The organism is Paraburkholderia haematera, assembly GCF_905220975.1.
GTDB lineage: Bacteria > Pseudomonadota > Gammaproteobacteria > Burkholderiales > Burkholderiaceae > Paraburkholderia > Paraburkholderia haematera.
The window spans coordinates 95973-111993 of the sequence record NZ_CAJNBK010000017.1 but is presented as its reverse complement, the minus strand read 5'-3'; the positions used below and the strand labels follow the sequence as shown (position 1 = coordinate 111993).

Annotated in this window: 20 protein-coding genes; 11 read left to right on the top strand and 9 right to left on the bottom strand. The window is 60.8% G+C overall.

The window, feature by feature from the left end; genetic code table 11:
- Positions 1-259: 259 nt before the first annotated feature.
- The 3 genes from KHO23_RS35480 to KHO23_RS24765 all read left to right on the top strand — a co-directional run bounded on the left by KHO23_RS35480 (position 260) and on the right by KHO23_RS24765 (position 1644).
- Positions 260-388 (top strand): hypothetical protein, encoded by a 129-nt coding sequence (locus tag KHO23_RS35480; protein WP_268963576.1) that lies wholly within the window; start codon positions 260-262, stop codon positions 386-388.
- Between the two features lie 339 nt (positions 389-727).
- Positions 728-1168 (top strand): type II RES/Xre toxin-antitoxin system antitoxin, encoded by a 441-nt coding sequence (gene parS, locus KHO23_RS24770; RefSeq protein ID WP_211614019.1) that lies wholly within the window; start codon positions 728-730, stop codon positions 1166-1168.
- On the top strand, positions 1168-1644 hold the full coding sequence (locus tag KHO23_RS24765; protein WP_201141711.1) for an RES family NAD+ phosphorylase: 477 nt from the start codon (positions 1168-1170) through the stop codon (positions 1642-1644). The genes parS and KHO23_RS24765 overlap by 1 nt, the downstream gene beginning before the upstream one ends.
- A 211-nt stretch (positions 1645-1855) precedes the next feature.
- On the opposite strand, the gene KHO23_RS24760 is transcribed toward KHO23_RS24765, so the two are convergent.
- The 8 genes from KHO23_RS24760 to KHO23_RS24725 all read right to left on the bottom strand — a co-directional run bounded on the left by KHO23_RS24760 (position 1856) and on the right by KHO23_RS24725 (position 6601).
- Positions 1856-2416, bottom strand: coding sequence for a hypothetical protein (locus tag KHO23_RS24760; RefSeq protein WP_236066982.1), 561 nt, complete (start codon positions 2414-2416; stop codon positions 1856-1858).
- Positions 2417-2801: 385 nt separating this feature from the next.
- Positions 2802-3068 carry an XRE family transcriptional regulator gene (locus tag KHO23_RS24755; RefSeq protein ID WP_115783782.1) on the bottom strand — a complete coding sequence of 89 codons (267 nt, stop codon included), beginning with the start codon at positions 3066-3068 and terminating at the stop codon, positions 2802-2804.
- Positions 3069-3250: 182 nt separating this feature from the next.
- Positions 3251-3844: a DUF7673 family protein gene (locus KHO23_RS24750; RefSeq protein WP_211614016.1), complete on the bottom strand. Its 594-nt coding sequence runs from the start codon at positions 3842-3844 to the stop codon at positions 3251-3253.
- 4 nt (positions 3845-3848) lie between these two features.
- The gene (locus KHO23_RS24745; RefSeq protein WP_211614014.1) at positions 3849-4085 is read right to left on the bottom strand and encodes a hypothetical protein; all 237 of its coding nucleotides are present in this window, start codon (positions 4083-4085) and stop codon (positions 3849-3851) included.
- A gap of 447 nt (positions 4086-4532) precedes the next feature.
- A complete protein-coding gene (locus KHO23_RS24740) occupies positions 4533-4895 on the bottom strand; it encodes a single-stranded DNA-binding protein (RefSeq protein ID WP_097397481.1) in 363 nt (120 codons plus the stop codon).
- A gap of 45 nt (positions 4896-4940) precedes the next feature.
- Positions 4941-5240, bottom strand: a complete 300-nt coding sequence (locus KHO23_RS24735) for a hypothetical protein (RefSeq protein ID WP_097397482.1) — start codon at positions 5238-5240, stop codon at positions 4941-4943.
- 51 nt (positions 5241-5291) lie between these two features.
- Entirely contained in the window at positions 5292-6125 is an 834-nt protein-coding gene (locus tag KHO23_RS24730; protein WP_097397483.1) for a DUF932 domain-containing protein, read from the bottom strand.
- A gap of 62 nt (positions 6126-6187) precedes the next feature.
- Positions 6188-6601 (bottom strand): antirestriction protein, encoded by a 414-nt coding sequence (locus tag KHO23_RS24725; protein WP_211614012.1) that lies wholly within the window; start codon positions 6599-6601, stop codon positions 6188-6190.
- Between the two features lie 220 nt (positions 6602-6821).
- Between KHO23_RS24725 and KHO23_RS35165 the strand changes: the two genes are divergently transcribed.
- Genes KHO23_RS35165 through KHO23_RS35155 form a run of 3 tightly spaced genes read left to right on the top strand, consistent with a single transcriptional unit; the run spans position 6822 to position 8870 of the window.
- On the top strand, positions 6822-7238 hold the full coding sequence (locus KHO23_RS35165; protein WP_236066981.1) for a ParB/Srx family N-terminal domain-containing protein: 417 nt from the start codon (positions 6822-6824) through the stop codon (positions 7236-7238).
- Between the two features lie 53 nt (positions 7239-7291).
- Complete coding sequence (locus tag KHO23_RS35160) at positions 7292-7831, top strand: hypothetical protein (RefSeq protein WP_236066980.1); 540 nt, start codon at positions 7292-7294, stop codon at positions 7829-7831.
- Complete coding sequence (locus KHO23_RS35155) at positions 7713-8870, top strand: hypothetical protein (protein WP_236066979.1); 1158 nt, start codon at positions 7713-7715, stop codon at positions 8868-8870. Before KHO23_RS35160 ends, KHO23_RS35155 begins: the two co-directional genes overlap by 119 nt.
- Before the next feature lie 344 nt (positions 8871-9214).
- Here the strand turns inward: KHO23_RS35155 and KHO23_RS24715 are convergent, their stop codons facing one another.
- Positions 9215-9736 carry a hypothetical protein gene (locus tag KHO23_RS24715; RefSeq protein ID WP_211614010.1) on the bottom strand — a complete coding sequence of 174 codons (522 nt, stop codon included), beginning with the start codon at positions 9734-9736 and terminating at the stop codon, positions 9215-9217.
- Between the two features lie 333 nt (positions 9737-10069).
- Between KHO23_RS24715 and KHO23_RS24710 the strand changes: the two genes are divergently transcribed.
- From KHO23_RS24710 to KHO23_RS24690, 5 genes are all read left to right on the top strand, one after another.
- Positions 10070-10327 carry a hypothetical protein gene (locus tag KHO23_RS24710; RefSeq protein ID WP_211614008.1) on the top strand — a complete coding sequence of 86 codons (258 nt, stop codon included), beginning with the start codon at positions 10070-10072 and terminating at the stop codon, positions 10325-10327.
- Positions 10327-10692 carry a plasmid mobilization protein gene (locus KHO23_RS24705; protein ID WP_211614007.1) on the top strand — a complete coding sequence of 122 codons (366 nt, stop codon included), beginning with the start codon at positions 10327-10329 and terminating at the stop codon, positions 10690-10692. The genes KHO23_RS24710 and KHO23_RS24705 overlap by 1 nt, the downstream gene beginning before the upstream one ends.
- Before the next feature lie 11 nt (positions 10693-10703).
- Complete coding sequence (locus KHO23_RS24700; protein WP_211614005.1) at positions 10704-10931, top strand: hypothetical protein; 228 nt, start codon at positions 10704-10706, stop codon at positions 10929-10931.
- Between the two features lie 4 nt (positions 10932-10935).
- A complete protein-coding gene (locus KHO23_RS24695) occupies positions 10936-14178 on the top strand; it encodes an LPD7 domain-containing protein (protein ID WP_211614003.1) in 3243 nt (1080 codons plus the stop codon).
- A gap of 1299 nt (positions 14179-15477) precedes the next feature.
- On the top strand, positions 15478-15966 hold the full coding sequence (locus KHO23_RS24690; RefSeq protein WP_211614002.1) for a hypothetical protein: 489 nt from the start codon (positions 15478-15480) through the stop codon (positions 15964-15966).
- Positions 15967-16021 lie beyond the last annotated feature (55 nt).

The window sequence follows — 16021 nt, the reverse complement described above, 5'->3', positions numbered from 1 at the left end:
CCCTCGCGCGCCCGCACGTCTTCCTGATAGCAGGCATTGATTGCTCGTACCAACGTCCGCGCCACGCCACTCAGGTTACTGCGCTCGCGTGAATAAATAGCGCATCCTCGAACCGGTTCACTGCTGCCTGGTCAATCTCGTCTGTCATCGTCGACTCCTTGGGGAATGGAACTGCGCGAAACTAGGGTTTATACCAACAAGGAATCAAACAAGAAAAGGTTTTATATCGGCCGGCGCACGAACCGCACTTGCACGCTCGATGGATCAAATGCTCAAACCGGCTCAGGTCACAGATGCCAACATCCTGACCGTGCCGGATATCGCCATTACATTTGGCTCCTTTGTCGCCGGCGAACTTAGAAACGCCGCACGTGTGCAACACAAGTAGATGCAAAGGTCCACTGCTGCGCGTGGCCGTTGCTTGCCGTTTGCATCTTGCGACTCCGTGAGGTGCCGTCGTGGGCCTCCGCAGCCTACATGTTGCGCATCGCCCGCCTCAGCCTTCTTTCGCTCCCTTACGCCAGGGTCTTCAGATTCCTAGCATTCGAGCGCACCTTCTCGTCGGAGCGGTGCCTGGGCGTGTTGTCGATCTCCCCCCAAGGGGGTTTGGCGCGCTCTTTCGCTGAAAGTAGCCAGCAGTCCGTCCCGGACCGGCGATGTTTCGATGGCAACTACTGTCTCTGCCATTTTGGTGTAAAATAGATGCCAAATGGCAGGAGGTGAAATCGTGAACGTCATCGAGAAGGTATCAGCCGATTCATTGCTTGGAGGACGGTCGGTATTTCCGCGTTCTCCCCGATCCGGCCTTGAATGGGTGGACGTGGTCCGCCACGGCATTTCGTCGCGGGCGCTGGACGCGATGCTCAAATCCATCGGACTTTCGCAAGCAGAACTGGCGCAGGCGCTCGATATCCCGGAGCGGACCTTGGCGCGTCGCAAGCGGGAAGGGGTGTTGAGCCGTGAGGAGTCAGCCAAGCTGCTGCGACTCGCGCGTGTCGCCGCGCGCGCGGCCGAGGTGTTTGACGATCTCGACCTGGCACTCGCCTGGCTTAAGATGCCGGTTGCTGCCCTGGGAGACGCCACGCCACTGAGTCTTGTCGATACCGACATTGGCACCGATAGCGTGATGGATACGCTGGGACGCATCGAGCATGGCGTGTTTGCGTGATGTTCACGGCATGGCGGGTGGTGACTGAACGATATGCGGATACCGCTTTTTCTGGGGAAGGAGCGCGATTGTACGGTGGCCGGTGGAACCCCAAAGGCGTCGCGATGGTGTATACGGCGCAGACGCAATCGCTCGCGCTGCTCGAGATGTTGGTCCAGGATTCACCGCTGCGCGCCCGCTACGTGATGATCCCGGCCAGTATCCCGGAGAAAATCGTCGAACGTATCGATCCCGCCAGTTTGCCTCGCGACTGGCGGGACATTTCAGCGCGGGCCGAACTGCAGCAACTTGGATCGGCGTGGGAGCGGAAGCGAACCAGCGCCGTGCTGGCTGTTCCCAGTGCGGTCGTTCCTGCGGAATCCAATTATTTGCTCAATCCCAATCATCCGGACTTCGCGCTCGTCGTGGTTGGAACGCGTGATGAGTGGTTGACCGACCCCCGGTTATTGCGGCGCTCGGCTGCAAAGGGATCGTGACGAGCATCTCGTGTGGCGGTGGCAAGCGGACGACGGCGTGTGATCAACCAACCCGCCGGCCATGCTTCGCGGGGTGCCGCCATTCAAGGTGCCTGTGTGTTGTCAAAACCGGTTACATCATGCGTTCAGGGACGTGGCCAGTCATGCACCACCGGCGGAACCTGTCCTGCAGGATCTTGAGCTGGCTCGCGCCGATCCAGTCAACAGGGGATTATTTTTCGTTCCGGTCACGGTCGATGTAACGGTTAAATGCGGCTTCGTCGTCGTAAAGTGACCTCGAAAACGTGTCGTCGGCCCAGTCGATCAGGCGCTCGATCACCGCGCGCCGGGACAGGCCGAAGTGCGCGACCAGCCGCTCCAGCGCGAAAAACTGGGTGCCAGTCATCGTCAGGTTCAGACGCCGCTCGCCAGAAACGGCGTCTTCCTGACGCGGAAGCCGTCCGAGGACCGCCGCCGCATCGGAAGGAGCCCGGGCGGACGGCTTCGCCCGTGACGCAGTTTCAAGCTCGCGCCGCGCCTGTGCCAGTTCACCACGCAGCTGCTCGCACTCCCGCACCAAGGCATCATGGGCGTCGGCAGGCGGAGGAATATTTTTCGTTACAGTAACGGATTTTGTGCGCGCGCCATGTCGGGCTCGCCACGCTGCCTGGCGCTCGGCGTTCGACATCGCGTCCGGCTTCCGTGGCCGGCCACGGCCACGCTTTTCCTTGGTGCCGGTGACCTTGTCGTTTACCGGTGAAGGCATGATCCATCCTGGTGCGGTTGACCCCATCTATTTTACGTTATTCATAACGATAAATATGGTATTTCGTTACGCGTAACGTAAATATGCACAAGATGCCTTGCACGGCATGTATTCATCCGGGCAGATGGTTGCAGGTGTCGGGTCCCACCCCCGGGTGTCGTTCCCCGGAGAGGATCGCTCACGGCGCAAAGCCGGTAGCAACCCGACATGGCATCGCTTTATCTTTTTTCGTTTTGTTACGTGACGCACTCGGGGAGGCCGTCAGGGAAGAGGGCATCTGAAGATTCGGAAATACTGGGATGGCCCCAGCCTCGCGTACGTAAACGTCCGAATCTTGAAGGGGCACCCCGATCAGTCGCGCCCCCGGCGTGATACAGGAACCGCAGGATTGCGAATCATCAGCGTTTCGAGGCTACTCTTCTGTTTCCCAGATGTGGCCAAATCCGGCGGCATGGCAGAGTAGCGCCCATGCGGAATAGGGGATTTCATTTTCGCCGCTGATCCAACGACGTATCTGCCGCCCGCTCTTGTCAGCGAGGTCCAGAAATTCCGCTGCACTACGTCCGGTAAAACCGGCCAGCCGGACTACCTCCTGGATTTCCGCCCCGGTCGGTTTGGCCCAATAGATCGCGGGCTGCAAGCATTCGCGCCGGATTGTCGTGTTTGTGTCAACTGCCATATGCTTTCCCCCTGGTACTCTTACGTTCGTCTCAACTACTGGCGCATAAGGCGTGCGCCCGGAATCTAAAGCTACTGCGGCCGCAGCTCGCCTTCCTACATGTCGAGTGGCCCTTCGTGCCACTCACGCGGCCGCCACGTCCCGCGATGCAGGTCGATAAGATCGTGGCTATACGCTCCGAGTCAGCCAGCTGAAAAATGTAGTTCGATCGGCAACTGGCGTGCAGGGTCCCCGTCAATCGCCACCACCAGCGTCATATCGCGATAACCTGGTGCTTCCTGATTCGTCACATAGCGGCCCTGATAGCGTTCGCCATGAACCGGCGGCAGCTCCGGCGCGGGGCGTTTGTCCAGATTCCAGCGCGTGATTATCTGCTGCCAGCGCTGCTCACCGCCAGGAAAATAGCCGTGCACTTCAACAGTCGGGCGGTGGTGGAGTCGCAGCACGGCGAGACAGTGCTCGAACGGATCGTCGTCCAGCGCCCGCAGTGCCGTGAGGTCGAAACGGTAGTCGGTGTCGTTGTACAGGCCCGCGAGAAATTCGGCGACGGTCTCCGCCTGTCCGGTTTCGCCTTCGGCCACGTCAACGAGCTGCAGGAGCGAATCGAGACCGCGGTCACGATCGCCAACGCGGATTTCCGCTGCGCGCTGCGCTGGTGTCTGGCCGCCGTGCGCGTTCGCAAAAGACCCCGTGATGGTGTGCCGGAACGCCTCGAGGAGGTGATCGGGCACGTCGCTGGTAATCCGGTGCGTTTTCGGGCGGGGCGGAATGTTCATGGTGTTACCCGGAGTAGGGGACTTCGACCGCGTACCCGCAGTCGGTGATAAAAGCGGCGATGCCGAACGGCACCGTTACATCGAGGGCATCGGCCAATGCAAGCCCGGAAACCATGCCGCAGAAATATTCGCTACTGTACCCAACGCCGGTTCCTCGCTTCCGATCGCGCCAGGCCACAGCCATGTGTACCTTAAGACGTGCCAGTCCGTCGGCGCCAGCGTAAATCGTTATGCCTTCCATCTCTGATCCTGTTGATTGAGTCCGTGTATGCGATCGTACGTCACCGCTGGCGTCGGCGGTCCGCAAGCCGATCCAGGATCCAGCCCCCACGGCTTCGCCGCGGAGGAAACACGCAGCCTCCGGCTGCTGGACGACCCCGGCTGCGGTTCGCTTGCGCTGTACCGGATCGTCCCGGCGCTACTGCGCCGCGCCAGCGCTCGCCCCACGCCTACTGGCGCGGGTCCCCGTGCGCCTCGATCCGGGCGCGCCGGCGCGCGCGTGACGCCTGCGGTTATCCGGGCTCAAGGTTTGGCAGGAAGGGGGTGCCCTTTCCGGACGGCTGGGACGCCCATGCCGCTGAGGCTATTTCGGGCAGGCATGAGCCGGAAGGAACCACCGCAGCCCAGGGTCTCAGCGTCAACTCCTGTATTGGTCAACAGCCCCGGCATGAACCGGGGCCGACATGCATCATTCCTGACGCCGCGCGAGTTGCGCCCGCTTGAGTTCGCCAGGCGCGCCGAAGTCGAAGTTATCGACCGTGAAGTTGTATCCGTAACGCTCGATGCCTTCACCGTCCGTGAAATCGTTGTTCGACAGCTTCGCCTCAACGATCAGTTGATCGCCCTTCAGAACGTTTCTGGCGATAGCCTCACCGCGCGAACCAAACGCGGTGAACTGGATTCTCACCTGACGCTCTTTCGCTTCGCCGCTGCCTTCGTCGCGACCGGCGTACTCGTTTGAAATCAGGGTGAATTTCGTCACCTTCGAATCACCGTGATTCGCAAGCACTGGGGCGGCGGCAACACGGCCAGTAAAGAAAAGCTTGTTCATGATTGGTACTCCTGACGGTTTGAATGAAACAGAGGGAAACTTTCGTTAAAATCCTGACTCGGGTAGGGCAGGCTGCGGGGCACGGGGCGGCACACGATGAAACTCGGAGAGAGCGTTGCGGGCTATCGCGCGCAACTCTTCCCGGTGCATGTCGATTGGGTGCCCGTCGCGGTCCAGCATGTTGGCAATCCGGTCGAGTGCTTCGGCGGAGCGCGCTGCGGCATCGGCGGACAAGGCCATGCGAAACAGTTCCGCGCGCACCAGGGAACGATCGCCGTACTGATAGACGGCCAGCAGCGGAAGGAGGGCGGTTAGCCACGTTGGGCGGATGTGAGCGGTATCCATGTCGGTTTCCATAGTTGAGGTCATGCCCGGCCCGAAGGCCGGGCGCACCTGTCAGCCGCGCAGGCGGCACAGTTCGTCGGCGAGCACCCAGAGGGCGCGGTTGAGCCTGATGTTCTGGTCAATGCCGGTCACGGCGCGGGTTGTGGTTGCCCGCCCATTCGCATTACGACCGCGCAGGCCGCCGTTGATCATGTTTTCCTGCACGCGATTGAATGTCGTCCACAGGTCCGGTCCGCGATCCTCCATGCGATGCGGTGTTAAAAGTTGCTGCTCAGTGATGGGCGCGGGCTTCTCGTCGTCGTACCGCAGTGCAAGTGCGGCCCTCGCGAAAGCGGTCTGTTCGCCGTTGGTCAATGCCAGACCGGCCATCCCCTCGCGCTGATGGGTCGCTGCCTCAAAGCTGTCGAGCACCTTGAACGCTCCCTCGATCACCTGGCCGACCACATCGCCCTTATGAGGCACGCGGATATCACCAATGGTGTCTCCGCAGACCATACCGTTCTGGCACACAAACCGGAACATCCCGGCGAGCATCTGGTAGCTGCTGCTGCCGTCGTGGCTGTTCAGGAGGATGATCTCGTTGGCTTCACGCCCCGTGATCTGGTCGGCATGGCGCAGGCGGACCAGATGTTTCGTGTGCGCGCGCTTGTCGTCGGCGCGTACGCGGGTCTGACAGGCCATAAAGGGCTGAAAACCTTCCTTCCGCAGGCCGTCCAGTACGTCGCTGGTCGGAATGTAGGTGTACCGTTCCGAGCGGCTTTCGTGCGCGGACAGCGCGAAGATCGACGGCGCAACCTCAGCAATCTCGTCGTTCGTCAGCGGGCGATCCGAACGCGTGCCAACTGCGGTGCGTCCGAAGCGGCTTGTCAGGTAAGTGGTGTCCATGCTGTTCCCCAATATCAGGATCAGCCCCAGCCCACAGGCCGGAGCCGTGAGTGGTCAATGCGTCAGTCGATGGCGCGCAGGATGTTGGCGGCCTCTACGTGCTGCGCCGCGTAGGCCCGCAGCGCGTGGTAGTGGTCAACGATCCTGTCATCGCCGCACTTTTCCGCCAGATGGCACAGGGCAAACAGCGTGACGACGATGCCGAACGCGTCAGCGCCCATCGTGTCGCTGTAACCGTTCATGTGCCACCGCACATGCACCCGTCCGCAGTTCGCTGGAGCCATATAGAAGCCGCCGTTCGACAACTGGAAGAAGTCCCACGAACCGCGCTTGTAGGCACTCGAAAGGCGCGTAGCCCAGTCGAACACCAATGCCTCGCCCCGAAGGTATTGCGCGCCCAGGTAGTGAGGAAGGAAATTCAGACGCAACTCATCGACAACGACTGCCGACGAGATTCTGGTTTCATTGTCAATCACGGTTATCTCCGGAAATGGGCCGCAGCGGAATGCCGGGCCACGCTTTTATATTAGGTCGTATTGACCGTTATATCAAGATTTTAACGATCTTGTTTTTCAATTAAAAACATATGTTTATTTAAAATATAAATCGAATAATTCCATTGTATACGGTCAATTAGACCTATCAAATCCATGTGGCCCGGCATTCCGCTGCGGCCCATTTCCGGAGGCACCCATAATGGAAGTCGTTGAAATCCGTGTAACTGAATCCGTTCTCGAAGCTAGCTCCGGCAACGAAGCGCAGATCGAATACGTCCCGTACGGACGGCTGTGCCGCTCACCGCTGAATGCCCGCAAAAAGGCACCCACCGGCATCGAGGCGCTGGCCGGGACGATTTTTGGGAATGGACTGATGCAGAATCTCGTCGTGCACCCTGTCAAAGGGTCGCGCGCGAAGCAGCCGAAGCTTGGGGTCTGCGCCGGTCAGCGGCGTCTCGCCGCGCTCGATTTGCTGTTCTCGCAGGGCAAAATCACTAAGGACTTCAAGGTGCCGGTGCTGATCGTCAGTGAGGGCGAAGCCGTTTCCGCGTCGCTGATCGAAAACCGCGAACGCGAGACCATGTCGCGGACGAATGTGGCGCGTTCCGGCTGCTGACCGAGGAAGGCAAGAGCATTGCCCACATTTCGGCACTGTTTAAGGTGTCGGAAATGGTGGTGCGCCGCGCGCTCAGGATAGCAAACCTGTCGCCGGTGCTGCTCGATCTGCTGCGCGACGACAAGCTGGACTATGAGCAGGCGAAGGTGCTTGCACTGGCCGACGATCACGCAGCGCAGGAGCGCGTGTGGACTGACGCGCAGACGCCCTGGCTGCGCCGTCCTGCCGAACTGCGCGCAGCGCTGACGAAAGAGGAGCTCGACGCCAGCGAGAATCCGCTCGCGAAGTTTGTCGGGCTGGACGCTTACGAGGCGGCAGGCGGTTACGTGCGTCGCGATCTGTTTTCCGACGACCAGAACGCCGGATACATCGCGGACGCGGACCTGCTGCATCGCCTGGCAACTGACCGCCTGATCGAGCTATCCCAGGCCGTGGCCGCTGAGGGCTGGTGTTTCGTGGAAACGCGGACCCGCTGTGACCAGGCCGAACTGTTCCAGTACGACCGCATCGACCACGCGCAAGCCGACCAAAGCGGAAAAGGCCGAGCTTGCGAAGCTTGTTGCCACGCGCGACGAGGCGAAGGCCGCGCTTGATGCGTATTACGCCGATCAGGACGGCGAGGAAGACGAGGCGCTTTGGGAAAAGCTGGACAACGCGCTCGACGATGCTTCGGCTGCTGTTGACGCCTATGCCGAGCGCTTCGAAACGTTCGCCGCCGACGACATGAAGCAGGCCGGTGCGTTCGTCGCCATTGACGAGGACGGGAAGGTGCAGATCACGCGCGGCCTGCGGTGCCGGGAAATCAACGACGCAGACGCGGGCAGTATCGCTCACTTCACGCATGCGCAGCGAAATCGCGACCTGCCCGCGAAGGCCCGGCCCCTGCACGGCGAAAAGCTGTGCAAACGGCTTACCGCGCACCGCACGGCTGCGGTACAGATCGAGCTTGCGCAGCAGCCGACCGTTGCGCTGGCCGTGCTGATGTACCGGATGATTCCGGCTGTGTTCAATGACGTGTACGGACAGTCATACATCGACCATGCGGTGCGGATCGACGTGCATACGTCGCGCGATGCGCTTATGTCGAACGCCGACGACATGGCCGACAGCGCTGCATGGAAGGCGCTTGAAGTTGAGCGGGCGAAGTGGAGCCGGATGCTGCCGAAGCGCACCGATGAACTGCTCGCGTGGCTGCTGCAACAGGACGTGGACGTGATGTCAAACCTGTTTGCATTCTGCGTGGCCGCGACGGTAGACAGCATCAGTCCCGTTGACCGGGCGCACCCGGTCAACGAAGTGGCGAACACGCTGGAACTGGACCTCACGCGCTACTGGAAGCCAACGCGTGCAGGGTATTTCGAGCACGTCCCGAAAAATCGTATTGTGACCGTTGTCGGCGAGACGGTTTCGCCGCAGGCAGCAGGCGAACTGCGCGGGATGAAAAAGGGGGATGCCGCTGCTGCTGCCGAGCTTCGCATGACGGACTCGGGCTGGTTGCCGGAAGTGCTGCGCAACCGTGAGGTGCCGGAACACGTCACGTACGGCCATTGGGAGGATGACGAGGAAAGCGAGGCCGATAGCACGCAGGATGAGTGCAACGACGGGGATACGGAGGAAGCCGAAGTCGCCTGAGCCGTGATGCACTTCGCGTAAGTGCGAATTGTCACATTCCGCCGGCCGGGTGAAAGCCCGGGCGGCTTTTTGCTCTACGAGTACTGCATAGGAAAAAAGAAGCCGGGACGAAGATCGGCTTTCCGAGGCTCCTGCCGCGCTCTTTTTGGGGCCAAGCAGCGGCAGGGCGATTGTGCCAGGGAGCACGCCTGAAGGCGCCGCGTTTTGCGAAACAGAATGTAACTGCGTGGTGCGAACCAGGGTGGTATCGCGCGCGCCGCGCGCCCGTATCGAGGGCTACGGGGACCCATGCAGAATGCATGGGGAGCGGCCCGACCCGGCGCAGTGCGGCGGGGCGATGCGGCTCAGGGTTTCGCGTGCTGAGGATATTTTTTCTTGAGCGCGTCAATATCGGCATTGCTCACGCGAGGTTCGCCGTACTGTTCGGCGTAGAGGCGGTTCAACTGCATGCTTGAGAGGTGCGGATTCTCAGACTGCAATTGCTCGAAGGTTTTGATGCGAGTCTGGGCCGGTGCCGGTGCATTAGTCGTGGGAGGCGCAGGCTTGTGCGCTTCGAGAGGGGCTGTTGCTCGGGAGGCTATTACGGGGGCCGGGGCGCTGGGGCGGGCTGCCGCAGCGCCGGATTTGCGTTCGGAACCGGGCGGAGAGGCGGTCTTTCGAAGCCTGTACAGGGTTCCGTGAAACGTCCGAAGGGAGATATCGAGTCCCTGTTCGCGCAAGGTATTCAGGATATCAGCGGCGGGAACGCGAGCGGCGAGCGCCGCCTCGATGTCCGGAAGGAGGGCCTTGAGATGGGAAGCCTTGCTGCGTTTCGGGCTTGTGCTGGCAAGGCGGCGCAGCGCGGAAGCAAGTTGTTCGTGATCCATTGGGAAAATGGCGAATAAATGTAGTATGGGCGTAGTATGAATGACGACCGTATGTAGAGGCAAGGTTGTATTGGGTAGTACTCCCATGGAATGCGTGATGTACTGGTGTAGTAGGGTCGTAGAATATGCGTAGGAAATAATATGTGGCGAGAGCGGGGCGAGGCACGTCGAATATGTTTACGCAACGCTACGCGTTCCGTAAAATATTTCGTGCCAAAGGGGCGAGCCCCTTTGAAACCCCGACGCGATCTACTGCCGCGTCATTCCGGTCGGTGGCTCCGCCGCCGACATTCAGCACTGCCTGGTATGCGTAATGAATACGGAGGTGCAGTCATGATTCCGCGCAGCGAATGGGTGATCCAGCTTGTAGTGGGGCCGCGTGCCGATGAGCGCGGCAGCGAGCCGCGTTATTTGCCGTGGGCAGGCTATACGCGGCCAATGACGGGTGACCAGGCGATGCGCGCGCTGCGCGAGTGCGAGTTGCGGTGGCCGGAATACGAGTTTCGCGCGCATCCGATCGATGACGACGGCAGGCCGTTCGCGATGGTCGGCGCTGAGATCGATTGCGGCCGCTCGACGGGGCTCTGGTGATGCCGAAGCAAAAAAGCAATGGCGGGGCAGGGCTGGGCAAGCCGATCGCGTTCCGTCTGTCGGATGCGGATCGCGCAGCGTATCTTGCCAAGGTGGCGCAAAGCGGGATGACGCAATCGGAGTTCTTCCGGCAGGCAGTGTTGTCCAACCGGACGCAGGTGATTGCGCGCCCGGTGGCGAGCGGGGATCGCAAGCGGTTGCTGTACATCTTCAACAAGACCAGCAACAACCTGAACCAGATCGCGCACCGGGCGAACTCGGAGCACGTTCGCGGGAAGCTTTCGGAGGCGACTTACGAGCAACTGCTCACGCAAATGCAACTGATCGGGCAGTACCTCAAGGCAACCCTGAACAAGGTCGACTGATAGCGATGGGAATGGATCCGAAACAGGCAGCCATCATGGCGGTGATCGAACTTGAGACGAAGCTGCACTTCGATGGCGGCCACGACGGTGCGCACACGCTGACGCAGACAGACTGCGACAGTGCCCGCGCGTCGGTCTTTGCGGCTGGCCATCTGCTGCCGTCGATCGCGCACAGCACGCTGCTTTTCCACATCGAAAGGGCGGGGCGCTGGCTCGCCGGGCGCGGGACGCAGGGGTAGGACGATGCTCATACGCGTGCGCGGCTATCACGACGGGATCAAGGCGTATCTGGAAAAAGGCCAGAAGCAGGGTCGCGAGATGGAGCGCGACGAGATGGACGAGCGCGTGATCCTCGCCGGGGATCTCGATCTGACGAACGACATCATCCAGTCGATCGACACAGACGCTGAACGCTACCTGCATGTCACGCTGTCGTTCAAGGAGGATGAGGTCGACCGCGAGCTGCTGGGTGAGATCGTGCGCGAGTTCGAGGCGTTTGCGTTTGCCGCGTACCGTCGGGACGAATACAACTTCTACGCCGAAGCGCATGTGCCGCGTATCAAGAGCTATGCGGACCGCAAGACGGGCGAGGCTGTCGAGCGCAAAGTTCACGTGCATGTCGTGATCCCGGAAATGAATCTCGTAACGGGCCGACGGCTTGATCCGTTCGGGAAGGTTGACCATAACGAGCGGTATCTGGAGGCCTTTCAGGAGCACATCAACGCGAAGTACGGACTCGCGAGCCCAAAGGACAACCGGCGTGTGCAGTTCACGGACGCGTCCGAAATGATCAGCCGGTACAAGGGCGATGTCTTCGAGGGCGCCAATCGCGAGCTGAAGGCCTCGATTCTTGAGGCAGTGATGACACGTGATGTGACCCGGTATGACGACTTCAGGGCCCTGATCACGGAGTTCGGCGAGACGCGCACACGCAATGCCGGCAGGGAGTCGGAGTACGAGAACGTCAAACCGGCCGGTGCCGCGAAGGGTGTGAACCTGAAGGAGTTCGTGTTCTCGCGCGAGTTCATCGAGCTGGATGCTACGGCCAAGCGTGAGGCGCTCGAATCGAATGTGCATGCGCAGTACGTCGCGCCATGCGTATCGCGCGATACGCCGCGGATCTATCTCGATTCGCTGGAGACGTGGCACGACACGCGCGCGCGAGAGATCAAGTATCTGAACAGCGGTAGCAGTTTTTACAGGACGTATCAGGCCGCGTCGCCGGCGGAGCAGCGGCGCATTCTCGATCACCGCGAACAGCGGTTCTACGATGCAACAGGAGGGCTCAATGAGCGCACACGAGAGCGAACGGAACAGCGCCACGATCGATCCGGATACTGGCGAGATTGGCAGCGAACTGGAGCCGCCGGAGCGGGAGGGCGGGCGCGAGAGCGCGGCGCCGGGCGGGAGCCGGAAAGGGCAGGGCAGTCGCAGCAATGGTGGAACGAGCTCGAACGCGCGCACCGCGAAATCACCGAGCGATGGCGAACCGGAGCGGATCACGACCTTGACGCTCGCTTCGATCGATCCGGCGCGCCGTCCCAATCCGCCCACCGTGTGCATGGCATGCCCGGCCGCGGTGTGGATGGCGACGCCGCGCGACGTCAAGTGCTTCTGCCGCCTGATGCATTACTGGAGCTGGGAAACGAGCAAGCCGAACGAATTGACGCATTGCGATGGTCTGGCGATCGCGAGCGAGCGGGAAGAGAACAGCTAGAAACATCGCTCCCCCGGCGGCGATCGCGCGAAGGTGCCGACGGCGACGTCGATGTGGGCCGCAGTGACGGCGAGATCGGGGATCACTGGCAATGGCCGGGCGGGCCCGATGTCGTTGACAGGTCCGCCGGCGAGCCTGAATGGAAAGCGATCGTCGATCGCATGTTTGTCGCGTGGGACCAGGCGGACGAGGCAGGGCGGACGCGTCTCACGCGCACCGCGGCCGGGAAGTTCATGCGGGCCGGAGGACCGGTCGGCTCACGCGAGCCTTTTGGTCTGAGCGGCCGCCGCCTGCCTGCAGGGTTTGGACCGGGTGAGGAAATCCGCAGCCTTGCGGATGTGCAATCGTTCGATGCGATCGAATCGCTGCCGTTCGAGATCCGGCCAACTGATACGCCGTTGCCGACGGACGCGGCGTCGGTCGATTTCAATGCAGGTGCGCGCGCGTCGACGGGCCGGGCCGCCGATACCGTTCGCGACCAGTTTGCGCGTGACCTGTCCGAGGCTCGCACGGCGCGACGTGCCCGGGAGCGGGATGAGTTCACCGAGATTCGTGCGACGCTCGACGCAGGCCGGTTGCTGGCCGTGCTCGCGCATACGCACGGACTGTTCGTCGAAAAGTATTCGATCGGTAAAGGCGCGGACGGCGGTGACAGAGTCCAGGCCGGCTCGCGCAATCTGAATGTCTCTGACTTCCTCACCAAAGAGATGAACCTGTCATGGGAGGAGGCGGCGCAGCTGCTGCGCGAGACCTATCGTGCGCAGACAGGACGTGATCCGGAGCATGCACCGAGGCATACGCCTGAACGGGACCTATGGGGCGAGTTCCAGCAATGGCGATCGGCATTCCGGAACGAGCTACGTCGCGCGTGGGATGCGCAGGCCGATCATGAGAGTGAGCGGCGAAAGGCGGTCAAATCTGAGTTCTACAGTGCCCGCAGCGCGCTCATTGAACGCCCGCGCATGGACCTGTCAGGCGTGCAGCGCCGCGAGCAGCTGTCCGCAGCACGTGTTGCACGCCTTGAGGCAGAGGCCGCGCTGCGTGTGCAGATCGCGAAAGAGCGGGATGCGCTGAAGGGTGCCGCAAGCCGGCCGTTGACCGAGCAGTATCGTGACTTCCTGCAGGAGCGCGCTCAGAAAGGCGACGAAAGGTCGCTGCGTGAGTTGCGCCGGATGCAGCAGATCCGCCTGCGGACGAAACGTGCAGACGACGAACGCGCGGTCATTTTCAGTGCGCCGTCTCATGCGGTGAAGCCACCGGCAGCCCACGACCGCAACGAGATCATCTACGCGGGCCCGGCGATCACGTACGAGGTGCGGGCCAGTGGCGAGGTCGACTACCGGAAGGACGGCGTGGCGTTCCTCGTCGACGAGGGCCGCACATTGCGCCTGTGGGATAGCGAGCGCGAGGCGATCGAGATTGCGCTGCATTTCGCGCAGCAGAAGTTCGGCTCCACGCTCTCGCTGTCCGGACCCGAGGCGTTCCAAGCAGCCGCCGCGCGCGTAGCAGCCGACACTCGCATACGCATCGTGTTCGATCAGCCGCACCTGGAGAGTATCCGGCAGGTCCGGCTTGCGGAGCTCGATGCCGAGGTGCTGGAACGTCGGGCAGCGCAGCGTGAGCGCGACGCATGGGAGCGCGACGAGCTACGCAATGCCGTGCGCCATCCGCCGCCACCCACTCCGGAAGATCCGTCCAATCCAGACCAGGATGCGGCATCGCCTGCTGATCCCGATGCACCCGACAGTGGGCCAGATATTGACCGATGAATCATCAAACTGAGAGAAGAAAATGAACCAGCTTGCACACATCGACCGCGACGGCCCGATTGCGATTGCGATTGCGACTGCGATTGCGACTGCGATTGCGATTGCGATTGCGGTCGCGGTCGCGTCCGGGCCTCGGGCCTTGTTGCCCGAGTTCATCACAAAACTGATTCTCGAACGGTCCCCGTCGATTGGTCGAATTCGCAACCTGAGGATTATTAGATAATCGTGCCTTGGTGGCTCATGGCATGAACAAACCGTGACGAGCCCGGATTTTTGAATGAGGGGGAAATGTGAATGGTCGGATAATTTCAGTTTCCGAACCTTCGTTTGCGCGCTTTGGACGACCGAATGGAAATGAATCGCCTCGACTGGCCACCGCGCGTTCAAAGCCACGCTGCCTCGCCAACGCGTAGCCGGCCGGCATTCGTCCTACGGGATCGCCAGTGATATGGCGCAGAAGTTGCCCAGAACGCAGGGCACGAGCAGAAGAGGGCTGAACACCCATAGCATGGACTATCAAGTCACATACCAGCACAGCTTGCGGTCGGCGCAGGAAGATTTCATCGTTCACTTCCCGTCGCAGATGGTCTGCAATGTACCGGCCACGGTTGACCAGATAATCCAGAGGCTTTGTCCGTCTGGAGTTCTGCCTCAATCTGCCTTCGGTGGCAACCGGCGTTGTCGCCGATGTGCATGGTTGCAAGGGGACGCGATATTTACGACTTTGCGCGTCCGGAGCGGTCGGCAGGCCGCCGGATGACGGCTTCGCCAATTCCGCCGAACCGCTCGCAAATCATTTTGTGACCTGCTTCGTGGTAAGTCGCATTGCGCAACTCCCATAACACAATTTCTTCTTCGTTGTTGCAGTCCACCCGTCCCACCTTCATAAATTGCTGAGAGAAGGTATGGCCTGGGAATCAGGTGATGAAGGGCAGCATTCGAATGGGAAGTTTCGCCGAGGCGCCAAAGCCGTACTTCTCGGACACGGCACGGTTACATCGGAGCGGTGTCCGACGGCATTATGGTAGTCGCCCAACAAATTTTCCACAAGGCGCGAACGGTGTAAACTACGACCTAGCCACTTTGAGAGTAGGCCCGCGCTGGGCAAGTTGGTCCTACTTCAACAGCGTTTCCTCGTTTCATGGTGCCTTCGAACGTCGGCATGGGCTTAACCGGACTTCCGCTGACATTTCGAGGCTTCCATGTCCATTAAGCCCCTCATTGAAGACATCCGTCTCCGCGCCGAGAAAGCCGGTGCGACATTGTTGATGTCCCGCGCGCGACGTCATCGCGCACTTTTTGTTTGGCCGCAACTACAGTGCCTCCATCGCCGCTGAGCGCGACGGCCGGTTGCTCAATCCAGAGTTGACTGTTTCGCGCACCGATCGACTCCGAACAGATTACGGTCGTCAGGTCGGTCTCATCGCCGATGTCGCTGCAGCGGTGCTGAATGAAAGCACGTTGAGAGGCTCCCTGTCTCGAGGCCCATCATGGATGCCGAATCTGAACGTTGTCGCCGTGCACAAACTGATGAGAATTGCTGCCGAAGGTGGGTACGAAATCTCGTTTTCCGAGACTGCTGCGAAGACGTTCGACAACAAAAAGCGATTATGGCTCTTTCGCCTCAAGGATGAGTGGTACGCGGAGTTGCTTTGGTTTCACCAAGAGATGGAGGCGGGCAATGTCGATATTTCGAAAAGTTGCTTCGTGCATTACATGAACGCCAAGGACGGAAAATACTTGCTTTCCTTACAAGGTTACTCCTTACAAAACGAGCATCCGAGATGAGCTTCTCCCGAAATTTCGCCTTCCAGCAGGTCGCGTATAAACTCGACCCAAAGGA